This is a genomic window from Pseudomonas campi, from assembly GCF_013200955.2.
In the GTDB taxonomy this organism is placed as follows: domain Bacteria; phylum Pseudomonadota; class Gammaproteobacteria; order Pseudomonadales; family Pseudomonadaceae; genus Aquipseudomonas; species Aquipseudomonas campi.
In genome coordinates, this window is sequence record NZ_CP053697.2 from 892985 (window position 1) to 914625 (window position 21641).

The following is a 21641-nucleotide window of genomic DNA, read 5'->3' on the forward strand; positions in this document are numbered from 1 at the left end:
GTTCAGAGCGGAGGGTGGTCGTGCAGGTGCTGCAACAGCTCGGCTTGCCCGGCATAACGCTGGCTCAGTGCGCTGCGCTGGGCTTCCAGGCCTGTGCAGGATTGCTCGATCTGCTCGTTTAGAAAGGCGCGCCGCTCTGCGTCGTAGGGTTCCTCGCCGCTGAAATGCTCGCAGCTCTCATAGTCCTGGATAAAGGCCACGAGATCCTCGGGCAGAGTCTGCTGCGAGCCTGCCGCGACGGGCATTGTCAGAGCGAGCAGCAGATAAGGCATGAGTCTGCGCATGGGGCGTTCCTGGCAGAAGTGAGGGAAGCCCCCGTCGCCTATGGCGACGGGGGACGAGCCATCAAGGTTTGACGATGGTCAGCTTGCCCGCCTTGCCACGCGCCTGCTGGCTGGTGTCGTACATGCCTTCGGCGTAGGCCGGCGGCGTGCCGAAGGTGCCGGCGTTGGTGGCGCGTACGCGGTAGACGAAGGTGGCGGCGTCGCGGTAGACGGTGCCGTAGAGCACCACGCGGTCATCACGCACATCGGCGAAGTCCGGGTTCCAGTCGCTCAGCGCGCTTTCACCGACCGGCGGCTGCCAGCTCGGTTCTGCGTATTCGCCTTCCTCGCTGTATTCCTCCTCGGACGACTCCTCGTCGGTGCTTGCGGTCACCACGGCCGGCTGGTTGTACACCGGCTCGGTGCCGCCCGGCAGCAGGTCGACCACGGCCACCTGCTGCACCTGGTCGAAGTCCTTGGCGCGCAGGCGCAGGCGGACGAAGAATTCGTCGCCGACCTTGACCTGGTCCACTGGCTCGCCATCCAGGTCGGTGTACTCGTGGGTCACTTCCAGGCCGTCGGCAATCACCTTGTTCGGCGCGCCGCGGTCGTAGCCGGCTTCGCTGAGCATGTAGAACACCGGCGCGTCGCTGTCCTTGCGCAGCAGGAGCATCTTCGCCGCGATCGGCACCTCGCTGATCGGCGGCTTGCCGCTCAGTTCCAGCGGCTGCTCGCCCTGCTTGCCCAGCCAGGCGCTGACCTTGAGGTTGAGACCGACTTCGGCGCGCTCGCCGTAGCTGTCCAGGGCGCGCAGCAGCAGGGCGGCGGACAGCGAGTTGTAGCGCTGTTCGCTGAGGCGCTCGCCGAGGCTGTCGAGCAGTTTCACCGGCACTTCGTCGAGCTCGCCGGGGAAGTGCTTGCTGAGCAGGCGCAGGTGCTCGGCGTCATGCACCAGCGGGTCGTAGTACAGGCCGTAGCTGCTCCAGTTCTTCTCCAGGGTGCGCCACTGCTGCTCGCCGAACAGCTTGTCGGCCTGCTTGTCTTGCTTGAGCAGCTTGTAGCTGGCGGCCAGGTACGCGGCGCCGATGTCCTGTTGCCAGTTCTGCCTGTGGTAGGTCTCGTAGCGCTCGCGGATATCGGCCAGGGCGCCGCTGGTGACCACGCCCTGGCGGGTCAGCAGGTAGGCGGCGTAGGCGCGGTCGCGCAGCTCGCCGAGGCCTTCGCTGGGGCCGTTGGCCACTTGCGACAGGTAGGCGTTGGCGCGGTTGAGCAGGTCGCCCGGTACCGGGTAATTGCGTTCCTTGGCCTCGATCAGGAAGTCGCTGGCGTACAGGCTGGCGAACGGCACCACTTGCGGGTTGGCCGCCCACAGGCCGAAGCCGCCTTCCAGGTTCTGCCGCGAACGCAGGATGCGCACCGCGTTGTCGAAGGCCGGCAGGGCGGCCTGGTCGACGCCGGCCGCCGAGCTGCCCCAGACCAGCGCCGGCATGGCCTTGGACACCAGTTGCTCGGTGCAGCTGTAGCCGTAGTCGGCCAGGTAGCTCTGCAGGCCGTCGGCCCACACCAGCGGCGAGCCGGCGGCGCCGAAGCGCACGTTGCGCAGCTGCGGGTACAGATCACGGCTGATCTGCACTTCGCCACTGGAGTCCTCAGTGCGGCCCAGGGTCAGCGCCACGCGGCGCTCCACCAGCGGGCGCACCGAGGTGGTTTCGCCGATCTGCACGCGCTTGCCGTCGGGCAGGGTGGCGACGAAGTTGAGATCGGCCGAACCCAGGGCTTCCAGGGCCAGCAGGTCGATTTCCACCACGCCTTCCTTGCGCGGCGCCAGTTGCAGCTCGGCCTGGCTGATGGCTTGTACCTTGAGGCCGGCGCTGGTCTCCACGCTGACTTTGACCGTGGCCGGTTTATCCAGGTTGCTGAACACTCCGGCGCTGACCTTGAACACATCGCCCGGGGCGACGAAGGCCGGCACGTTGGGGGTGATCACCAGCGGCCCACGCACGGCCGTAGCGCCTTCAACCACGCCGATGCGCGCATCGTCGACGGCCACGGCGAACAGGTGCAGCTTGCCGTTGAAGTAGTCCGGCACCGGGTAGCTGAAGTGGTTGTCGCCGGGCTGCAGGTCGACCAGGCCGGACCAGTAAGCCACCGGCGGCTTGCGCTTGCGCTTGAACGGATTGAGGTGGGCGCCGAGCAGGTCTTCGCCGTCACCGCCGACTGCCGCAGCCTGCAACAGGCGGCTGAATTCGGGCAGGAGCAGGTCGAGGATCTGGCTGGTTTCCACTTCCAGGGCGCGTTTCTGGAAGAACTGCGCCAGCGGGTCGGGCGCCTTGTAACGCGCCACCTGCAGGATGCCTTCGTCCACCGCGTAGATCACCGCGCGGCCGGGGCGGTCGCTGCGCACATTGATATCCAGGGTCTGCCCCGGCTCGATATGCCCGGCGGCCTCCAGTTGCAGCGGGATGCGCCGGGCGTCGAGGTCGATACGGAAGGCCGCGGCGCCATAGGACAGCGGGCTCATGTAGACCTCGGGCGAGGCGCTGTCGCGGACGAACTGCACGTTGACGTAGGCGTTGCCTTCCAGTTCGGCGGGCAGACGTATGCGCTGCACGCTGCTGGTGCTGTCGGCCTTGAACCACTGGTGGGCGTAGACCTTGTCGCGCTCGATGGTGATCAGCCCGGCGCCGGTGTAAGGCGCGCGGATGCTGATCTCGATCTCGCCGCCCTGGGCGTAGCTGTCCTGGTCCAGGCGCAGCTGCAGTTCGGCGTTACGCTCCAGCGAGCGGCTGGCGTTGCCCTGGCCGGCGACGCTGTAGTCGACCTGGTTCAGCGGCGTGCCATCGGCGGCCTTGAGGGTCAGGGTGTAGTCGCCGGGCTCGCTGGTGTTCAGCGTCTGCTTGCTGCCGGCGGCGGCAATCGCCAGCGGCTGGCTGCCGAGCGGGATGTTCTTGATCCGCGACTGGTACTTGTAGGTGCCGTTGGACTGCTTGACCAGTACCGACACGTAACGGTGCTCGACCAGCTCGGTGGAGAGGCCGTCCACCGCCAGCGGCTTGAGATCCGGACCGATGGCCAGCCACTCGATCTCGCGCTTGGCGCCCTTGCTCACGTAGCTCAGCGAGTCGACGCTCTTGATCCCGACCAGCCAGGGCGCGGAAGACACCATCAGGCTGCTCTGCGCGGCGACGTTGCGTCCGCCCTCGGCCTCGAACACCCGCGCCAGCAGGCTGAGGCGGTAGGTGCTGGCGGCGTAGCGATCCAGCTTGAGGTCGAGCAGGGTTTCGCCGTTGTCGTCGGTCTGTGCTTCCGGCAGTTCCTCCGTACTGCTTTCGTTCAGCGAGTTGTTCAGACGGAAGCGGTAGTCGGCATAGCCGTCGAAGGCGGCATAGGCCGGCGACAGGGTCATCTCGGCGGTGACCCGGCGCGCCGAGGCCGGCGCGCCGAACAGGTGCATGGCCTTGACCTTGGCCTCGACCTGCGCGGGGGCGATCCAGCCCTTGACCGGCGTCTTGGCCAGGGTGGTCGTGACCTTCATGCGGTCCGGTTCGAAGTCACGCACCTTGAAGTCGACGCTGCCCAGTTCGGTACGTCGCTGCTCTTCGTCGATCAGGCTCAGGCTGGCGGTGTAGGTGCCGGCCGGCGCTGCTTCGCTGCTGTGGAAGTCGAGGCTCTCGAAGCCGCTGCTGGACAGTTTCAGCTGCTGACGCAGCACGCTCTGGCCACGCGGGTCGCGCACGTCCAGTTCGACCGGCAGGCCCTGCAACTGGCCGCTCCAGTTGGCGGTGCGGACGATCATGCCCAGGTGCGCGGTCTCGCCCGGACGGTACAGGCCGCGGTCGCTGAACAGGTAGGCGCCGAGGCGATCCGGCTCGCCGGCCTCGTACTGGCCGCCGATATCGAAGCGCGACAGGTCGAGGCGATGCTGGCTGCGCGCCACCGGCAGGAACGACTGGTCGTTGCCGTAATTGACCACATACATCAGCGGGGTCTTCTCGCGGCGCAGTTCGTCGAGCCTGGCGAAATGCGCCTGGCCGTTGAGGTCGGTGTAGGCCGTAGCCACCGGCAGGCCGTTGCGGCCGATGATCTCGACTTCGGCACCGGCCACCGCGCCGCCCTGGCTGAGCGACTGGACGAAGATGTCGTGGCTGCCATTGCTGCTGCGTTTGGCGATGATGCCCAGGTCGGTGACCACCACGAAGCGCAGGTCGCGGGTCGGGTTGTCGTCGTAGTAATAGTCGAAGGTGTCCTGGCTCGGATCATCCTCGGAGCTGAGCTTGATCACGAAGATGCCGCGGCGACCGCCGTCGGCATTCAGGTAGGGCGCCAGGTCGACATGGCTGTACTGGGTCTTGGCCGGGTCGCCGGCATCCAGCGGCAGGCGGACCTCCATGCGCTCGACCAGGCGGTCGAAGTAGCCGTTGGAGAACTCGGGGCGGGCGAAGCTGCCATGGTTCTGATCGACCAGGTGGTGCAGCTGGTTGGGCAGCAGGCGCGAGATTTCCACTTGGGCGCCGGGCACGCCGCGACCGAGGATGCCCAGCTGCTTCTCGCCATTCAGGCTGAGCAGGGCGCCTTCGGAAAGGAAGGCCAGGGCGCGCGGGTACTTGGGCATCTGTAGCAGGCTGTAGGTCGGGTCCTTGGCCAGGTAGCCACCGACCGCCTCGACCTTGGCCGCCACCTTCACATAAAGGAAGCGCCCCGGCGCGGCCTTGAACTTGAAGGCGTGCAGGCTGTTCAGCGGTTCGATGCTGGGGATATGGGTCAGCTGCAGGCGTTCGGCCTTGGCCAGGGTCTTTTCGTCGACCTGGTAAGCGTCCCAGAACACGCTGCCCTGCGGCGTGCGCTCGGGCAGCAGCCAGGCCTGTACCTGCTTGGCGATGGCCTCGTCGGCCACGGCGCTGGAGCTGCTGAACATCAGCACCGGCTCCGGCTCGCCGCGGTCGTTGTCGACGAACTGGACATTGCTGGCGCTGAAGGTCAGGCGATAGCGACCGGGTATGGTGGCCGAGGTGTGCAGCTGCTGCAGGGTGGCGTTGCCACCGTCGCGCGCCTGGATGCCCTTGTCCACGACCAGGCTCACAGTGCTGCTTTCCAGCGGAGTGGCCAGCGGCGCGGAGTGCACATAGGCCTGCAGGCCGTTCTTGCTGAAGCTGATTTCCGCTACAGGCGGGACATCCTTGTCGCGGTACTCGAGGCCTCGGTCGAGGTTGATGGCGACCCGCTCGCGGAAGGATTGCTGATCCACCGGGTGAGTGAAGCGAATGGTGCTGACCAGTTTCTTCAGGCTCGGCACGACCGGGTCCTGGTACAGCTCGCGGCTGCTGACTTCTGCGTCGAAGGCCTGGGTGCGCAGGCGTTGCTCATATTGCTCAAGCAGCACGCCGTCGGCCAGCAGGCCTTCCTCGGCCATGATCACTTTGTAGCCCTGGGCAATCGGCCAATCGCCGGCCGGGGTGAACACCAGGGCACGATCGCTCGCCCAGTGCCAAACGCCCTTGATCGCCGGCTGCAGTTCGATGCCCTGATGCACCGGTTTGCCGATGGCTTCCAGGGGCGCTGCCGAGTCGCGGAAGTCGATGCGCAGCGGGGCGATGACTGGCGTTTCCTGGGTGTAATCGGTCAGCGCCGGTGCTTCCACCGAGTAAGCCACGCTGTAGGGCACCGGCAGGTTCTGGTACCAGTGCCAGGCATAGGCGCCGGCGCCACCGAGCAGGGCCAGCAGCGCCAGGGCCGCGGCCGTCTGCTTGGGTCGGGCGCGCAGCCAGCGGCCTCCGGCGCACAGGCCCTGCCACAGCTTGCGCAGCCACAACGGCGGCTGCCAGCTGCCCACCAGGGCGCCCAGCAGCCAGCGCACCAGGCGCAGGATGCCGAGGATGACGAAAGCGAAAATGGCGAAAATGCGGCGGCAAGCCGACTTGATCGAAGCGAGCATATGCATCCCTGCAACATGGAGGTGCGGACCTTGCGTCCACGGGATCGACGGCACTGCCTGTCGAGGCGCGGATTATGCGCCTGACGGCCCTCCTGGCGGCGGGGCGCTGATAAAGAAATTCGAAGAGTTTGTGCACTGCGTCACGCTTGACCAGGTCGTCAGGTTGCGTGGCTGTGCGGCTGGCTTCGCCGGTAGCGCGTCGTTACTCCGCCGGCAATTGAGCAAGCTGGTGGCGGTAGTGCTCGAGCAGGTATGCGGGTAGCCAGCGTTCGTAGCTGGCCTGGAACACCGCCTGATGCCCCTGGCCCTCCAGTACGTGGCTCAGCTCGGCAAAGACCCGATCGGTTTCCGTGCTGCGCGTGCAACTGAGCCGGCCGGGCAGTAGCTGGTTACTGCCGGCGATGGGGTAAAAGCGCAGGAGCTGGTGGCTGGCGGCGAAATAGACCATTTCGTTGGGGTAGCTGAAGGTGTAGTCGATGCGCCGGCGGTCGAGCATGTTGAACAGGGCGCTGGTGGACTCGCCCTGGTGGACCCTGGCGAAACCGCTGTGCGCTGTGTCGTGGGTGGTTTTCAGCAGGTCGTCGATCAGGCTGCCATAACTGCGGCCACTGGCAATGCCGGGGCGCATCTGCGGGTCTTTGAACAGGCGTTCGAGTTGCACATGCCCGGCCGGGTCGAGGTAGGGCTTCACGCGTTCGATCTGTTCCTGGCTGATCACCACACCCAGGGGCAGCACATGGCCGTAGGGCTTGCTGAAGCGCAGAAAAGCCTCGCGTTCCGGGGTCTTGAAAGCGGCCAGCAGGCAGTAAGGGCCGCCTTGCTCGGCCATGTGCATCGCCCGCGGCCAGGGCACGACCGACTCGGTGAAACGGTGCTGGGGAAGCGCCTGCTGCAGGTAAGCGAACAGGCTGTTTATGTAACCTTGATTGGCATGGGGCCCCTGGGTCATGGACATGGGCGGAAATTCCGCGCTGAGCCAGACGATGCTGTCGGCCTGCGCGGTAGCAGCGATGCAGGTCAGGTTCAACAGCAGGGCTTTCAGTCGTTTCATCTCGCGCTCATGTCGGCATGCAGGCCGCCTCCATGGCCGGGTTCAACCCTGATCAGTCTAGGGGGCGGCAACGGCTTGCGCGAACGCTGCTCAGGGTTTGCCCTGTGCGTCGATCACTTCCTGCGCCGCGCGGAAGGCGTCGATGGCCGCTGGGACGCCGGCGTAGACCGCGCAGTGCAACAGCGCTTCGCGGATTTCCTCGACTGTGCAGCCGTTGTTCAGGGCGCCGCGCACATGGCCTTTGAGCTCCTGCGGGCACTTCAGCGCGGTCAGCGCGGCCAGGGTGATCAGGCTGCGGGTCTTGCGGTCCAGCCCTTCGCGGTTCCACACACCGCCCCAGGCGTGTTCATTGACGAAGTCCTGCAGTGGTTGGCTGAATTCGGTGGCATTGCCGAGGGCGCGGTCGACGAAGGCATCGCCCATCACTTCGCGGCGCACCTGCAGGCCACTGGGTTTTTCCTGGCTCATCGGTTATCTCCTTGATTCAGCGCTGGCGATGCCAGGCGCGGGCACCGATGACTGCCAGGGTGACGGCGGTCAGCGGCAGGACGAAGGTCAGCATGGCTTGCTGGAAGGCGTCGAGCCAGGGCGCGCCGCTGCTGTGGACGACCAGGTAGGTGGTGTAGATGGCGTAGTAGACAACGAACAGCACGCCTTCCCAGCGGTTAATCGAGTAGCCGTTGAAGAAGATCGGCAGGCAGGCCACGGCCACCGCGATCATCACCGGGAAGTCGAAGGCCAGGGCGTTGGCTGCCACCGGGATGGCGCTTGGCGACACCAGCGAGGCCAGGCCTAGCACGCAGAGCAGGTTGAAGATGTTGCTGCCGACGATGTTGCCCACGGCGATGTCGCGCTCACCCTTGATGGCCGCCATCACCGAGGTGGCCAGCTCCGGCAGCGAGGTGCCGATGGCGACCACGGTCAGACCGATCACCAGTTCAGACATGCCCAGGGCGCGAGCCATCTGCACGGCGCCTTCGACCAGGAAGTTGGAGCCGCTGACCAGCAGTACCAGGCCGGCGATGATCAGCCCCAGGTTGATGACCCAGGCATAAGGTTTGGCGGGCTCGTGCAGGCCGTATTCGTCTTCGAACTCGTCGCCGCCCTCGGCTTTCTTCTCGCGGCGGCTACTGATGATCAGGAAACCGGTGTAGGCCAGGATACCGGCGAACAACAGGGCGCCGTCCAGGCGACTGAGGCTGCCGTCATAGGCCAGGGCATAGGTGACCAGGCTGGCACCGATCATGATCGGCACGTCCAGGCGGATCAGCTGGCGCGATACCAGCAGCGGCGCGATCAGTGCGGTCACACCCAGAATCAGCAGCACGTTGGCAATGTTGCTGCCGACCACGTTGCCAATGGCCAGGTCGCCGCTGCCGTTCAGGGCCGCTTGCACGCTGACCGCGGTTTCCGGGGCGCTGGTACCGAAGGCGACCACGGTGAGGCCGATGATCAGTGGCGGTATGCCGAACTGGGCGGCCAGTTTGGCAGCGCCGCGAACCAGCACCTCGGCGCCGGCGACCAGCAGCACCAGGCCGGCGAGCAAATAGACGAAGGTCATCAGGGTCATGGTCAGGCTCCAAAAAAGATCGGCATAGCTTATTCATCCAGCGGGACAATGCCAGAGGCTGTAGCGCCTTGTTTCAATCGCGCAGGGTTTCGATGCGTACCTGTGCGGTGCCACTGGTGAGCATGTCGAGCTGCTCGGCGGCGGCTTTCGATACATCGATCAGGCGCCCGCGCGAGTAGGGCCCGCGATCATTGATGCGCACCGCTACGCGCTTGCCGTTGCGCAGGTTGGTGACCTGTACCCGGGTGCCGAAAGGCAGTTGGCGGTGGGCGGCGGTCAGCGCGTGCTGGTCGAAGCGCTCGCCGCTGGCGGTTTTGCGTCCGTGGTGCCGGGCGCCATACCAGGAGGCCTGGCCTTCGGCGCGGTAACCCTGCGGGTCGACTTTGCCCTGGCTGGCGCAGGCGCTGAGCAGCAGGGCGGCGAACAGGGCGAAAGCGAAACGCATGGCTGCTCCAGTAGGGTGGATGACGCTTTATTCATCCACCATGGGATTTGTGTAGTGGACCAGTGGTGGAAAACGCTGCGCGGTTTTCCACCCTACGGATAACACGACGCCGGGCTAACCCGGCGTCGTTATCGTTAGCGAGCCAATCCGACTCAGCCTTCAAGCTTCTTCTTCAGCAGCTCGTTGACCTGGCCGGGGTTGGCCTTGCCTTTCGAGGCTTTCATGGCCTGGCCGACGAAGAAGCCGAACATCTTGCCGCGCTTGGCTTCGTCGCTGGCGCGGTACTGTTCGACCTGCTCGGCGTTGGCCGCCAGCACTTCGTCGAGCATCGACTCGATGGCGCCGGAGTCGGTGACCTGCTTGAGGCCCTTGTTCTCGATCACTTCATCGGCCGTGGCGCCTTCACCGGCGGCCAGGGCTTCGAAGACCATCTTGGCGATCTTGCCGCTGATGGTGTTGTCCTTGATGCGCAGAATCATGCCGCCCAACTGCTCGGCGGAAACCGGTGACTGGTCGATGTCCAGGTTGTCCTTGTTGAGCAGGCTGGACAGCTCGCCCATCACCCAGTTGGCAGCCAGCTTGGCATCGCCGCATACGGCGTTGACCGCCTCGAAGTAGTCGGCCAGTTCGCGGCTGGCGGCCAGCACATCGGCGTCATAGGCGGACAGGCCGAACTCGCGCTCGAAGCGCTCGCGCTTCTGCACCGGCAGTTCCGGCAGGCTGGCGCGAATCTCGTCGAGGAAGCTCTGCTCGATCACCACCGGCAGCAGGTCAGGGCAGGGGAAGTAACGGTAGTCGTTGGCTTCTTCCTTGCTGCGCATGGAACGCGTCTGGTCCTTGTTCGGGTCGTACAGGCGGGTTTCCTGCACCACCTTGCCGCCGTCTTCGATCAGCTCGATCTGCCGTTGCACTTCGTGGTTGATGGCCTTCTCGATGAAGCGGAACGAGTTGACGTTCTTGATCTCGGCGCGGGTACCGAACTCGGCCTGGCCCTTGGGGCGTACCGAGACGTTGCAGTCGCAGCGCAGCGAGCCTTCGGCCATGTTGCCGTCGCAGATGCCCAGGTAGCGCACCAGGGCGTGGATCGCCTTGACGTAGGCCACCGCTTCCTTGGCCGAACGGATGTCCGGCTCGGAGACGATTTCCAGCAGCGGCGTGCCGGCGCGGTTGAGGTCGATGCCGCTCATGCCGTGGAAGTCTTCGTGCAGGCTCTTGCCGGCGTCTTCTTCCAGATGCGCGCGGGTGATACCGATGCGCTTCTGCGTGCCGTCTTCCAGGGTGATGTCGAGGAAGCCCTTGCCGACGATGGGGTGATCCATCTGGCTGGTCTGGTAGCCCTTGGGCAGGTCCGGGTAGAAATAGTTCTTGCGCGCGAAGACGTTGCTCGGCGCGATGTGCGCGTCGATCGCCAGGCCGAACTTGCAGGCCATGCGCACCGCCTCGGCGTTGAGCACCGGCAGGGTGCCGGGCATGCCCAGGTCAATCAGGCTGGCCTGGGTGTTGGGCTCGGCGCCGAAGGTGGTGGCGCTGGCCGAGAAGATCTTCGATTGGGTGCTGAGCTGGGCGTGGATTTCCAGGCCGATTACGGTTTCCCATTGCATGTGCGTCGTCCTCAGAAGCCGGTCGGTGCTTGTGTGTGCCAGTCAGTGACCTGTTGGTACTGATGGGCGACATTCAGCAGGCGACCTTCCTGGAAGTAGGGCGCAAGCAGTTGCACGCCAACCGGCAGACCGTCGACGAAGCCGGCGGGCATGGACAGGCCGGGGATGCCGGCCAGGTTGGCGGTGATGGTGTAGATGTCTTCCAGGTATTCGGCGACCGGATCGTTGTTCTTCGCGCCGATCTTCCAGGCCAGGTTCGGCGTGGTTGGGCCGAGGATCACGTCGACGTCGTTGAAGGCGGCGACGAAGTCGTTCTTGATCAGGCGGCGGATCTTCTGCGCCTTCAGGTAGTAGGCGTCGTAGTAGCCGGCGGACAACGCATAGGTGCCGACCATGATGCGCCGCTTCACTTCGGCACCGAAGCCTTCGCCACGCGAGCGCTTGTATAGGTCTTCGAGGTTGACCGGGTTCTCGCAGCGGTAGCCGAAACGCACGCCGTCGAAGCGCGACAGGTTGGAGCTGGCTTCGGCCGGGGCGATCACGTAGTAGGCCGGGATCGCGTGCTGCATATTTGGCAGACTGATCTCTTTAACTGTGGCACCGAGCTTCTTCAGCTCTTCGACCACGGCCAGTACTTTATCGGCGATGCGGCTATCGAGGCCGGCACCGAAGTATTCCTTCGGCAGGCCGATGCGCAGGCCGCTCAGCGGCTGGTTCAGCGCGGCGAGATAATCGTCCACCGGCTGATCGACGCAGGTACTGTCCTTGGCGTCGAAACCGGCCATGCCGCTCAGCATCAGCGCGCAGTCCTCGGCGGTGCGGGCCAGCGGGCCGCCCTGGTCGAGGCTGGAGGCATAGGCGATCATGCCCCAGCGCGAGACGCGACCGTAGGTCGGCTTGATCCCGGTGAGGTTGGTCAGCGCCGCCGGCTGGCGGATCGAGCCGCCGGTATCGGTGCCGGTGGCGGCCGGAATCAGACGGGCGGCGACGGCAGCCGCGGAGCCGCCGGAGGAGCCGCCCGGTACGCGGGTCAGATCCCAGGGGTTCTTCACCGGGCCGTAGTGGCTGGATTCGTTGGCCGAACCCATGGCGAACTCGTCCATGTTCAGCTTGCCGAGGGTCACGCTGCCAGCGGCGGCGAGCTTCTCGACCACGGTGGCGTTGTAGGGGGCCTTGAAGCCGCTGAGGATCTTCGAGCCGCAGCTGGTGAGGATGTTCTGGGTGCAGAACAAATCCTTGTGTGCGATCGGTGCGCCGAGCAGGGCGCCCGTTTCGCCGGCGGCGCGGCGGGCGTCGGCGGCCTTGGCCTGGCTGAGGGCCAGTTCTTCGGTGACGCTGATAAAGCTGTTGAGCTGCGGATCGAGTTGCTGGATACGCGTCAGCAGCGAGCGGGTCAGCTCTTCGGAAGAGAACTGCTTGCCGGCGAGGCCTTGGGCGATCTCGGCGAGGGTCAGTTGATGCATGGGGAACCCTTTCCTTTTATTCGATGACTTTCGGCACGAGGTACAGGCCGTTTTCCACGGCCGGAGCGATGGCTTGGTAGGCCTCGCGCTGGTTCTGCTCGGTAACCCGATCGGCCCGCAGGCGCTGGGTGGCTTCCAGCGGATGGGCCAGGGGCTCGATACCGTCAGTATCGACGGCCTGCATGGCGTCGATCAGGCCGAGAATATTGTTGAGGGTCTCGGTGGTTCGCGGAACTTCGGCCTCATTCAGGCCCAGGCGGGCGAGATGGGCGATCTTTTCCACGTCGGAGCGTTCAAGCGCCATCGGGAGTCTCCAGGGGGCTGGCCAGGGGGCCGGACGAATACGGGCGGGGAACGGATACCGCGTGTTGCGGTCGAAAGCCGCGAATTGTGGGCCGTAACGCCCGGAAAAGCAGGCAATTTAGCACATCACGCGCCTTGCCCAAAAGGCTGGTCATTGATAGAGTTTGCCGCACTTTTTTACCCAGCGTTTTCTCCACGCTCTGTCTAGGGTTTTCCCCAATGTTCAAGAAACTGCGTGGCATGTTTTCCAGCGATCTGTCGATCGACCTGGGCACTGCCAATACCCTGATTTATGTCCGCGATCGCGGCATTGTGCTGAACGAGCCGTCCGTGGTTGCCATCCGTACCAGCGGCAACAACCAGAAGAGCGTGGTCGCCGTCGGTACCGAGGCCAAGCGCATGCTCGGTCGTACCCCGGGCAACATCCAGGCCATTCGTCCGATGAAAGACGGCGTGATCGCCGACTTCAGCGTCTGCGAGAAGATGCTGCAGTACTTCATCAACAAGGTTCACGAAAACAGCTTCCTGCAGCCGTCGCCGCGCGTGCTGATCTGCGTGCCATGCAAGTCGACCCAGGTCGAGCGCCGCGCCATTCGCGAGTCGGCCCTCGGTGCCGGTGCCCGCGAAGTATTCCTGATCGAAGAGCCGATGGCCGCTGCCATCGGTGCCGGCCTGCCGGTTGAAGAGGCCCGCGGCTCGATGGTCGTCGATATCGGCGGTGGTACCACCGAAATCGCGCTGATCTCGCTCAACGGTGTGGTCTACGCCGAATCCGTACGCGTCGGTGGCGACCGTTTCGACGAAGCCATCATCACCTATGTGCGCCGTAACTACGGTTCGCTGATCGGCGAATCCACTGCCGAGCGGATCAAGCAGGAAATCGGCACCGCCTACGCCGGTGGCGAAGTGCGCGAAGTCGACGTGCGTGGCCGTAACCTGGCCGAAGGCGTACCGCGCAGCTTCACCCTCAACTCCAATGAAGTGCTGGAAGCGCTGCAGGAATCCCTGGCGACCATCGTCCAGGCGGTCAAGAGCGCCCTGGAACAGTCGCCGCCGGAACTGGCTTCCGACATCGCCGAGCGTGGCCTGGTGTTGACCGGTGGTGGCGCGCTGCTGCGTGATCTGGACAAGCTGCTGTCGCAGGAAACCGGCCTGCCGGTGATCGTCGCCGAAGACCCGCTGACCTGCGTGGCCCGTGGCGGCGGCAAGGCGCTGGAGATGATGGATCGTCACTCCATGGATCTGCTCTCTTCGGAGTGATCCTGACGACGTAAGCCGAAGCCGGAAGCCTGTTCTTCCGGCTTTCGATTTTGTGCGGTATGGGTGTGTGCGCCGCGTCTGTCCTGTCACCCTGGCTGGGGCGCTAGACTGCGCAGCAGGCTGTATCCATGCGGCATGATCGACGCGATGTCGGTCATCAACAGGTTCTAGGGGATTCGCCATCAAACCGCTATTCGCCAAAGGTCCATCGCTGGGCGTACGACTGCTTGTGCTGGTCGTGCTGTCGGCTGTGCTGATGGTGGTGGATGCGCGCTTCACCGTACTCCAGCCGCTGCGTGCGCAGATGGGCTTGCTGGTCGAGCCGGTGTTCTGGGTCGGCCGCCTGCCGGTGACCCTGTGGAAAGCGGCGACCCAGGAACTCAGCAGCCGCAACGAGCTGGTTGCCGAGAACGAAAAGCTCAAGGCGGAAATGCTCCTGCTGCAGCGTCGCGTGCAGAAGCTCGCCGCGTTGACCGAGCAGAACGTGCGCCTGCGTGAGCTGCTCAACTCTTCCTCGCTGGTGGAGGAGAAGGTGATTGCCACCGAGCTGATCGGCATCGATCCCAATCCCTTCACCCATCGCATCCTGATCGACAAGGGTGAGCAGGACGGCGTGTTCCTCGGCCAGCCGGTGCTCGATGCTCGTGGCCTGATGGGCCAGGTGGTCGAGGTCATGCCTTACGCGGCGCGGGTGCTGTTGCTCACCGATACCAGCCACAGCATTCCGGTGCAGGTCAATCGCAATGGCCTGCGTGCCATTGCGGCCGGCAGCGGCAACCCCGAGCGCCTGGAACTGCGCCATGTGGCCGATACCGCCGATATCAAGGTGGGTGATCTGCTGGTCAGCTCCGGTATGGGCCAGCGTTTCCCGGCCGGTTACCCGGTGGCCATGGTCAGCGAAGTGATTCATGACTCCGGCCAGCCGTTCGCCATCGTGCGGGCGGTGCCGACTGCGGCGCTGAATCGCAGCCGCCACATGCTGCTGGTGGATGTCGACCGGCGCAGCGCTGAAGAACGCGCCACCGCTGCCGCCGAGGCCCAGCAGCAAGCCGATAGCCAGGCGCCGGCAGTGCCTGACGCGGCAGTGCCCGCTCCAGGACCAGCAGTACCGGCAGTGCCCGGCGCGACTGCGGTGACGCCAGCTCCGGCGCTGCCTGCAGTGGAAGCCGCTCCGGCGTTACCACCCGCCGATAGTCAGGAGACCCACTGATGGTGGCGACACGTTCCGCTCACGGCTGGGTGATCTGGGCCAGCCTGGCGTTTGCCCTGTTGCTTAGCGTGGCACCCATGCCGGACTTCATGGCCATCGGCCGCCCGCTGTGGCTGGCGCTGTTTCTCTCCTACTGGGCGCTGGCGGTGCCGCACCGCCTGGGCATGGTCTCGGCCTGGGTGTTCGGCCTGCTGGCGGATGTGCTGAATGGCTCGCTGCTGGGTCTCAATGCCCTGGTCCTGACCCTGATCGTGTTCCTCGTGCTGTCACTGCAGCGGCGTTTGCGCATGTTCCCCATGTGGCAGCAGAGCCTGGTGCTGCTGGTGGTATTCGGCCTGGCCCAGCTGGTGCATCTGTGGCTGAATGCCCTGACCGGCAACCGCCAGCCGACCCTCGAATTCGTCTTCCCGGCGCTGGTCAGCGCCTTGCTCTGGCCCTGGGTGTTCGCCATCCTGCGTGGGCTGCAACAGCGCTTCGGCGTTCACTGAATCGGCGTCGGCCGCGGTGCCGACGACTGCCATTCCTCGACAGGGAGATGTCTGCATGGCCACCCTCTACCTGGCCTCGGGTTCCCCACGGCGCCGTGAACTGCTGGCGCAGATCGGTGTGCCCTTCGTCACGTTAAGCGCCTCTGTCGATGAAACCGCATTGCCTGGCGAGGCTGCACCTGGCTATGTAGAACGCCTGGCGCTGGATAAAGCGCGCGCCGGGCTGGCCACTCTGGGCGATTGCGGCGATGCTGTGGTCCTCGGGGCGGATACCGCCGTGGTGCTCGACGGGCAGATTCTCGGCAAGCCGCAGGATCGCGCCGAGGCGCTGGGTATGCTGGCGGCGCTGTCCGGGCGCGAGCATCAAGTGCTGACGGCGGTGGCGCTGGTCAGTCATTCGCGCAGTGCCGTGCAGGTGGTGACCAGTCGGGTCAGTTTCCGTGCCCTGCAGCCCGGTGAGGCCGAGGCCTACTGGGCCACCGGGGAGCCCTGCGACAAGGCAGGCAGTTATGGTATTCAAGGCTTGGCGGCAGTGTTCGTCAGCCAGTTGCAGGGCAGTTACTCGGCGGTGGTCGGTTTGCCCTTGTGCGAGACCGCACAGCTACTCAACGAATTCGCAATTCCGTGCTGGCAGCCACTGCCGGTCAACAGTTAAGAAGCTGCCGGCCCGGCATGTGGTTCGTGGCCGGCAGCTTCATCGCGCAGAGTGGGATGCATGAGCGAAGAGATCCTGATCAACATCACGCCGATGGAATCGCGCGTGGCGGTGGTAGAAAACGGTGTGCTGCAGGAAGTGCATGTCGAGCGCACTCAGCGCCGCGGCATCGTCGGCAACATCTATAAGGGCAAGGTGGTGCGCGTGCTGCCAGGCATGCAGGCGGCCTTTATCGACATCGGCCTGGATCGCGCGGCCTTCATTCACGCGGCCGAGATTTCCACCCGCGAAGGCAGCGCGGTGGAAAGCATCAGCGCCCTAGTGCATGAGGGCCAGAGCCTGGTGGTGCAGGTGACCAAGGACCCGATCGGCACCAAGGGCGCGCGGCTGACCACCCATCTGTCGATTCCTTCGCGCTACCTGGTGTACATGCCGCGTACCGCGCATGTCGGCATTTCGCTGAAGATCGAGGAAGAGGCCGAGCGCGAGCGCCTCAAACAGGTGGTCACCGATTGCGTGGCCGCCGAGGGCATCGAGGAGGCCGGTGGCTTTATCCTGCGCACTGCCGCCGAGGGCGCCAGTGCCGACGAGATCCTCGCCGATATCCGCTACCTGCGCCGTTTGTGGGAGCAGGTAGCCGGGCAGATGCAGAGCGCCAAGACGCCTTCGGTGATCTACGAGGATCTGTCCCTGGCCCTGCGCACCCTGCGCGACCTGGTCAACCCGAAGATCGAGAAGATCCGCATCGACTCGCGCGAGACCTTCCAGAAGATCACCCAGTTCGTCGACGAATTGATGCCGGAGATATCCGATCGCCTGGAGCACTACCCAGGCGAGCGACCGATCTTCGACCTGTACGGCGTCGAGGACGAGATCCAGCGCGCCCTGGAGCGCAAGGTGCCGCTCAAGTCCGGCGGTTACCTGGTGGTCGACCCGGCCGAGGCGATGACCACCATTGACGTCAACACCGGCGCCTTTGTCGGCCATCGCACTCTCGAAGAGACCATCTTCAAGACCAACCTCGAGGCCGCCACCGCGATTGCCCGCCAGCTGCGCCTGCGCAATATCGGCGGGATCATCATCATCGACTTCATCGACATGGAAGATGAAGAGCACCAGCGCCAGGTGCTGCGTACCCTGGAAAAGCAGCTGGAGCGCGACCACGCCAAGACCAACATCATCGGCATCACCGAACTGGGCCTGGTGCAGATGACCCGCAAGCGCACCCGCGAGAGCCTTGAGCAGGTGCTGTGCGAGTCCTGCAGCAGCTGTCAGGGCCGCGGCAAGCTGAAGACCCCGGAAACCATCTGCTACGAGATCTTCCGCGAAATTCTCCGCGAGGCGCGGGCCTATCAGGCCGAGGGCTACCGGGTACTGGCCAATCAGAAGGTGGTCGATTGCCTGCTCGACGAGGAGTCGGGCAATGTCGCCGATCTCGAGGCCTTTATCGGGCGCACCATCAAGTTCCAGGTGGAAAGCATGTACTCCCAGGAGCAATACGATGTGGTGCTGCTCTGAGATGACCCGCATTCGCCTGGATAGTCCTGCATGAGTCGGCTGGCGCGCCTGCTTGTCTCCCTGTTGCGCACCGCCCTCGGGCTGTGCGCCCTGGGTTTGGTGCTGGCGGCGCTGTATGCCAGCCTCGGTCGCGAACTGATCCCGCTGGTGGCGGAGTACCGCGACGAGGTGCAGAGCAAGGCCCAGGCCGCGCTCGGCATGCCGCTGAGCATCGGCAGTCTGGAGGGACGCTGGAGTGGCCTGGCGCCGCTGCTGTTTGCCCACGACGTGCAGCTGGGCAGTGGCGCCAGCAGTATTCGCCTGGATCAGGTGCGGGTGGTGCCCGATGTGCTGCAGAGCCTGTTGAGCCGCCAGTTGCACATCGCCAACCTGGAGCTGGATGGCCTGCAGCTCAGCCTGCGCGAGGATGAGCAGGGCGCCTGGAGTGTCGAGGGCCTGCCGGTGCGTGCCGCGGGCGCGCAGAAAGCCGATCCGCAACAGCTCCTGCAGAGTCTGCAGCGCATCAGCACCCTGTCGCTGCTGGACAGCCAGCTGACCCTCGAACCCTTCGAGCAGCCCCCCCTGAGCTTCACCTACGCTAACCTGACCCTGCGCAGCGGCGTACAGCGCCAGCGTATCGACGCCCGTCTGCTGCTGCCCGATGGTCAGCCACTGGCCCTGCGCCTGCGTACCCGCCTGCAGCCCACGGATTGGCAGAACAGCCAGGCCGAGTTGTACCTCAGCCTGCCGCAGAGTGATTGGGCGCGCTGGCTGCCGAAAGGCCTGACGCAGGCCTGGCGCCTGGAAAAACTGCAGGCTGGTGGCGAATTCTGGCTGGACTGGCACGACGGCCAGGTGCAACGCGCCGTGGCGCGCCTGCATGCCCCCGAGCTGAGTGGCGGCTATGCCCAGCGCAAGGCGGTCAAGGTGCAGGACCTGGCGCTGAGCGCCTTTTTCACCCGCACGGACACTGGCTTCGACCTGCTGCTCGACTCCCTGGCCCTGAGCCTGGGCGAGACCCGCTGGGGCGAGGTACAGCTGGCGCTGCGCCAGCAGAGCGCGGCAGAGGGGCGCGAGGCGCAATGGACGCTGAGCGCCGACCGTCTCGATCTGGCCCCGCTCGGCCCGGTGGTGAGCGCCCTGGCGCCGCTGCCCGAGCAGGCGGCCGAGGCGTTGCAGGCCCTGCGCCCGCAGGGGCTGCTGAGCAATATCCAGCTGACCTATCGTCCGCAGCTGACGAGTGCCGACCGCCTGCAGTACTCGCTGAATCTGGCGCAGGTCGGCATCAGTCCCTGGCATGGCATTCCGGCGGTGGAGAATGCCAGCGGCAGTGTCAGCGGCAATCTCACCGACGGCGAAGGGCGGCTGGTCAGTGAGAACTTCGGCCTGCACTTCGATCAGCTGTTTCCGGCCATGTGGCACTACCGCACGGCCGGTGCGCAGCTGCTCTGGCACTACGATGACGCCGGGTTGACCCTGCGCAGCCCCTATCTGCAGGTGGTTGGCGAAGAGGGCGCGGTAGCTGGCGACTTCCTCGTGCGCCTGCGCAAGGACCCGGCCGAAGAAGACTACATGGACCTGCGCGTGGGCATTCGCAATGGCGATGCGCAGTTCACCGGCAAGTACTTGCCGACCCGCTCCCCGGGCATGAGCCCCAAGCTCAGCGAGTGGCTGAACAGCGCCATTCGTGCCGGCAAGGTCGATGAGGGCTATTTCCAGTACCAGGGCTCGTTGCTCAAGGGCGCCGATGCCGCAGCGCGCAGCCTCAGCCTGTATTTCCGCGTGCATGATGCCGAGCTGGCCTTCCAGCCGGGCTGGCCGGTGCTGCGCGAGGCGCGTGGCGAGGTGCTGATCGAGGACAGTGGCGTGCGCGTGCGGGTCCCGGAAGGGCGCCTGCTGGATAGCCGGCTCACGGCGGTCAACGTCGATATTCCGCAGGTTGGTCCGGGGCGGGTGCCGCGCCTGAACGTGCAGGGGCAGGTGCAGAGCAGCGTGGTGGATGCCCTGAAAATTCTCCAGGAAGCGCCGCTGGGTACCGCAGATACTTTTGCTGGCTGGCGCGGTGAAGGGCCGTTGAGCGGCAAGCTCAACCTCGACATTCCCCTGGCTCAGGGCCAGCCGCCCAGGGTACAGGTGGATTTCGCCACCGAGGGCGCACGCCTGCAACTGAGCACGCCGGCGCTGCAACTGAGCCAGATCAAGGGCGCCTTCCGCTTCGATACGGCCAGCGGCCTGAGTGCCCCGGACATTCGCGCCCAGGTGCTTGGCCATGCCGTGCGCGGGCGGGCGATTGCCGGCGGCGCGCGGGGCAAGGCGCGCACGCGGATCGAGGCCAGCGGCCAGGTGCCGCTAGCGACCCTGAGCAACTGGCTGGGCGTGACCCAGGCGCTGCCACTGAGTGGCGAGCTGCCCTATGCCCTGAGCCTGAGCCTGGACGGCGCCGACAGCCAGTTGCGCGTCAGCTCCGACCTCAAGGGCCTGGCCATCGACCTGCCTGCGCCTTTCGGCAAGGTCGCTGCGGACAGTCGCGAAGCCGTCTGGCGCATGACCCTGCAGGGCAATGAGCGGCGCTACTGGCTGGATTATGCCGGTCAGGCCAGCCTGGCTTTTGCTGCCGCGCCGGGGCAGGTGTTGCAGGGGCGCGGCGAGTTGCGCCTGGGTGGCGTCGCGGCCAGCTTGCCCGGTGCCCCAGGCCTGCGCGTTGCCGGGCGCCTCAGTGAGCTGGACTGGTCCGCCTGGCAAGCCTTGAGCAAGCAGTATGGCGGTTCGCCCGGCGCGACCGGCAACCTGCAGTTCCTGCGTGGCGCCGACCTGCAGATCGAGCGTTTCAGTGGCTTCGGTACCCAGGTCGACAACCTGGCGGCCAAGCTCGCACGCAGCAGTCACGGTTGGCAGCTCGACCTGGCCAGCACGCTGCTGGAAGGACGGGTCAATCTGCCGGATGCCGCCGGCGCGCCGATCGTCGTTGATCTGGCACGCCTGAGTTTTCCCCCGGCCGCGCCGCCGAGTACGACCGAAGTAGACAAGCCGGATGCCCTGGCTGCGGTCGATCCGCGGCAGTTCCCGGCCCTGGATGTGCGCATCGCCCGCGTGCTGCAGGGTGATCAGCTGCTGGGCGCCTGGTCGCTGAAGGTGCGCCCGACAGCCCAAGGGGTGCGCTTCAATGAGCTGTCGCTGCAGCTCAAGGGCTTGCAGGTCAATGGTGCCGCGGGGTGGGAGGGCGCGCCGGGTGCCAGTAGCAGCTGGTACAAGGGGCGGCTCGAAGGCACCAACCTGGGTGACGTGCTACTGGCCTGGAACTTCGCCCCGACAGTCACCAGTGAGCGCTTCCGCCTGGATGTCGATGGCCGCTGGCCTGGCTCGCCGGCCTGGCTCAGCCTCAAACGCTTCAGCGGCCGCATGGACGCCAGCCTGCGCAAGGGGCAGATGGTTGAGGTCAAGGGCTCGGCATCGGCGCTGCGGGTGTTCGGTTTGCTCAACTTCAACTCGATCAGTCGCCGCCTGCGCCTGGACTTCTCCGATCTGCTCGGCAAGGGCCTCAGTTATGACAAGCTCAAGGGCCTGCTGGTGGCCAGCGACGGGGTGTTCGTCACCCGCGAGCCGATCAAGATGGAAGGGCCGTCCAGCGGTCTGGAACTGAATGGCACCCTGGACATGGCGCGCGACCAGATCGACGCCAAGTTGTTGGTGACTCTGCCGGTCACCAACAACCTGCCTCTGGCCGCGCTGATCGTCGGCGCGCCGGCGGTGGGCGGTGCGCTGTTCGTGGTCGACAAACTGCTGGGTGATCGCGTGGCGCGTTTCGCCAGCGTGCAATACAGCGTCAAGGGGCCCTGGCAGAACCCGGCCATCACCTTCGACAAACCTTTTGAAAAACCCCGATGAAGTCCGCTGCCCGTACTT

General features: G+C 65.5%; 15 protein-coding genes. 6 read left to right on the forward strand and 9 right to left on the reverse strand.

Going from position 1 to position 21641, the window contains the following annotated elements:
* Positions 1–2: 2 nt before the first annotated feature.
* From HNE05_RS04030 to gatC, 9 genes are all read right to left on the reverse strand, one after another.
* Positions 3–272, reverse strand: a complete 270-nt coding sequence (locus HNE05_RS04030) for a hypothetical protein (RefSeq protein ID WP_180889173.1) — start codon at positions 270–272, stop codon at positions 3–5.
* Between the two features lie 73 nt (positions 273–345).
* The gene (locus HNE05_RS04035) at positions 346–6195 is read right to left on the reverse strand and encodes an alpha-2-macroglobulin family protein (protein ID WP_173203590.1); all 5850 of its coding nucleotides are present in this window, start codon (positions 6193–6195) and stop codon (positions 346–348) included.
* 202 nt (positions 6196–6397) lie between these two features.
* Positions 6398–7246 (reverse strand): TIGR02285 family protein, encoded by an 849-nt coding sequence (locus tag HNE05_RS04040; RefSeq protein ID WP_173203592.1) that lies wholly within the window; start codon positions 7244–7246, stop codon positions 6398–6400.
* A 90-nt stretch (positions 7247–7336) separates the two neighbouring features.
* Entirely contained in the window at positions 7337–7714 is a 378-nt protein-coding gene (locus tag HNE05_RS04045; RefSeq protein ID WP_173203594.1) for a carboxymuconolactone decarboxylase family protein, read from the reverse strand.
* A 16-nt stretch (positions 7715–7730) separates the two neighbouring features.
* Positions 7731–8816 (reverse strand): calcium/sodium antiporter, encoded by a 1086-nt coding sequence (locus tag HNE05_RS04050; RefSeq protein ID WP_173203595.1) that lies wholly within the window; start codon positions 8814–8816, stop codon positions 7731–7733.
* Between the two features lie 73 nt (positions 8817–8889).
* Positions 8890–9261, reverse strand: coding sequence for a septal ring lytic transglycosylase RlpA family protein (locus HNE05_RS04055; RefSeq protein ID WP_173203597.1), 372 nt, complete (start codon positions 9259–9261; stop codon positions 8890–8892).
* Positions 9262–9413: 152 nt separating this feature from the next.
* Positions 9414–10862, reverse strand: a complete 1449-nt coding sequence (gene gatB / locus HNE05_RS04060; RefSeq protein ID WP_173203599.1) for an Asp-tRNA(Asn)/Glu-tRNA(Gln) amidotransferase subunit GatB — start codon at positions 10860–10862, stop codon at positions 9414–9416.
* 11 nt (positions 10863–10873) lie between these two features.
* Positions 10874–12325 carry an Asp-tRNA(Asn)/Glu-tRNA(Gln) amidotransferase subunit GatA gene (gene gatA / locus HNE05_RS04065; RefSeq protein ID WP_173203601.1) on the reverse strand — a complete coding sequence of 484 codons (1452 nt, stop codon included), beginning with the start codon at positions 12323–12325 and terminating at the stop codon, positions 10874–10876.
* A 16-nt stretch (positions 12326–12341) separates the two neighbouring features.
* On the reverse strand, positions 12342–12629 hold the full coding sequence (gene gatC / locus HNE05_RS04070; protein ID WP_173203603.1) for an Asp-tRNA(Asn)/Glu-tRNA(Gln) amidotransferase subunit GatC: 288 nt from the start codon (positions 12627–12629) through the stop codon (positions 12342–12344).
* Between the two features lie 218 nt (positions 12630–12847).
* Here gatC and mreB point away from each other — a divergent pair, with 218 nt between their 5' ends.
* The 6 genes from mreB (at position 12848) to HNE05_RS04100 (ending at position 21623) form a co-directional block, all read left to right on the forward strand.
* The gene (mreB, locus tag HNE05_RS04075) at positions 12848–13888 is read left to right on the forward strand and encodes a rod shape-determining protein MreB (RefSeq protein WP_173203605.1); all 1041 of its coding nucleotides are present in this window, start codon (positions 12848–12850) and stop codon (positions 13886–13888) included.
* A 229-nt stretch (positions 13889–14117) separates the two neighbouring features.
* Positions 14118–15098: a rod shape-determining protein MreC gene (gene mreC, locus HNE05_RS04080; protein ID WP_240008814.1), complete on the forward strand. Its 981-nt coding sequence runs from the start codon at positions 14118–14120 to the stop codon at positions 15096–15098.
* Positions 15098–15586 carry a rod shape-determining protein MreD gene (mreD, locus tag HNE05_RS04085; protein ID WP_173203607.1) on the forward strand — a complete coding sequence of 163 codons (489 nt, stop codon included), beginning with the start codon at positions 15098–15100 and terminating at the stop codon, positions 15584–15586. Before mreC ends, mreD begins: the two co-directional genes overlap by 1 nt.
* 55 nt (positions 15587–15641) lie before the next feature.
* Entirely contained in the window at positions 15642–16241 is a 600-nt protein-coding gene (locus tag HNE05_RS04090; protein WP_173203609.1) for a Maf family protein, read from the forward strand.
* 60 nt (positions 16242–16301) lie between these two features.
* Positions 16302–17759 carry a ribonuclease G gene (rng, locus tag HNE05_RS04095; RefSeq protein ID WP_173203611.1) on the forward strand — a complete coding sequence of 486 codons (1458 nt, stop codon included), beginning with the start codon at positions 16302–16304 and terminating at the stop codon, positions 17757–17759.
* 30 nt (positions 17760–17789) lie between these two features.
* Positions 17790–21623 carry a YhdP family protein gene (locus HNE05_RS04100; RefSeq protein WP_173203613.1) on the forward strand — a complete coding sequence of 1278 codons (3834 nt, stop codon included), beginning with the start codon at positions 17790–17792 and terminating at the stop codon, positions 21621–21623.
* The last annotated feature ends 18 nt before the right edge of the window (positions 21624–21641 follow it).

Excerpts from the sequence above, each read along its gene's own strand:
- rng (WP_173203611.1), top strand. The coding sequence starts at position 16,302 with ATGAGCGAAGAGATCCTGATCAACATCACGCCGATGGAATCGCGCGTG.
- gatC (WP_173203603.1), bottom strand. The coding sequence starts at position 12,629 with ATGGCGCTTGAACGCTCCGACGTGGAAAAGATCGCCCATCTCGCCCGC.
- gatA (WP_173203601.1), bottom strand. The coding sequence starts at position 12,325 with ATGCATCAACTGACCCTCGCCGAGATCGCCCAAGGCCTCGCCGGCAAG.
- HNE05_RS04035 (WP_173203590.1), bottom strand. The coding sequence starts at position 6,195 with ATGCTCGCTTCGATCAAGTCGGCTTGCCGCCGCATTTTCGCCATTTTC.
- gatB (WP_173203599.1), bottom strand. The coding sequence starts at position 10,862 with ATGCAATGGGAAACCGTAATCGGCCTGGAAATCCACGCCCAGCTCAGC.
- HNE05_RS04045 (WP_173203594.1), bottom strand. The coding sequence starts at position 7,714 with ATGAGCCAGGAAAAACCCAGTGGCCTGCAGGTGCGCCGCGAAGTGATG.
- HNE05_RS04100 (WP_173203613.1), top strand. The coding sequence starts at position 17,790 with ATGAGTCGGCTGGCGCGCCTGCTTGTCTCCCTGTTGCGCACCGCCCTC.
- mreD (WP_173203607.1), top strand. The coding sequence starts at position 15,098 with ATGGTGGCGACACGTTCCGCTCACGGCTGGGTGATCTGGGCCAGCCTG.
- mreB (WP_173203605.1), top strand. The coding sequence starts at position 12,848 with ATGTTCAAGAAACTGCGTGGCATGTTTTCCAGCGATCTGTCGATCGAC.
- HNE05_RS04040 (WP_173203592.1), bottom strand. The coding sequence starts at position 7,246 with ATGAAACGACTGAAAGCCCTGCTGTTGAACCTGACCTGCATCGCTGCT.
- HNE05_RS04050 (WP_173203595.1), bottom strand. The coding sequence starts at position 8,816 with ATGACCCTGATGACCTTCGTCTATTTGCTCGCCGGCCTGGTGCTGCTG.
- HNE05_RS04055 (WP_173203597.1), bottom strand. The coding sequence starts at position 9,261 with ATGCGTTTCGCTTTCGCCCTGTTCGCCGCCCTGCTGCTCAGCGCCTGC.
- HNE05_RS04090 (WP_173203609.1), top strand. The coding sequence starts at position 15,642 with ATGGCCACCCTCTACCTGGCCTCGGGTTCCCCACGGCGCCGTGAACTG.
- HNE05_RS04030 (WP_180889173.1), bottom strand. The coding sequence starts at position 272 with ATGCCTTATCTGCTGCTCGCTCTGACAATGCCCGTCGCGGCAGGCTCG.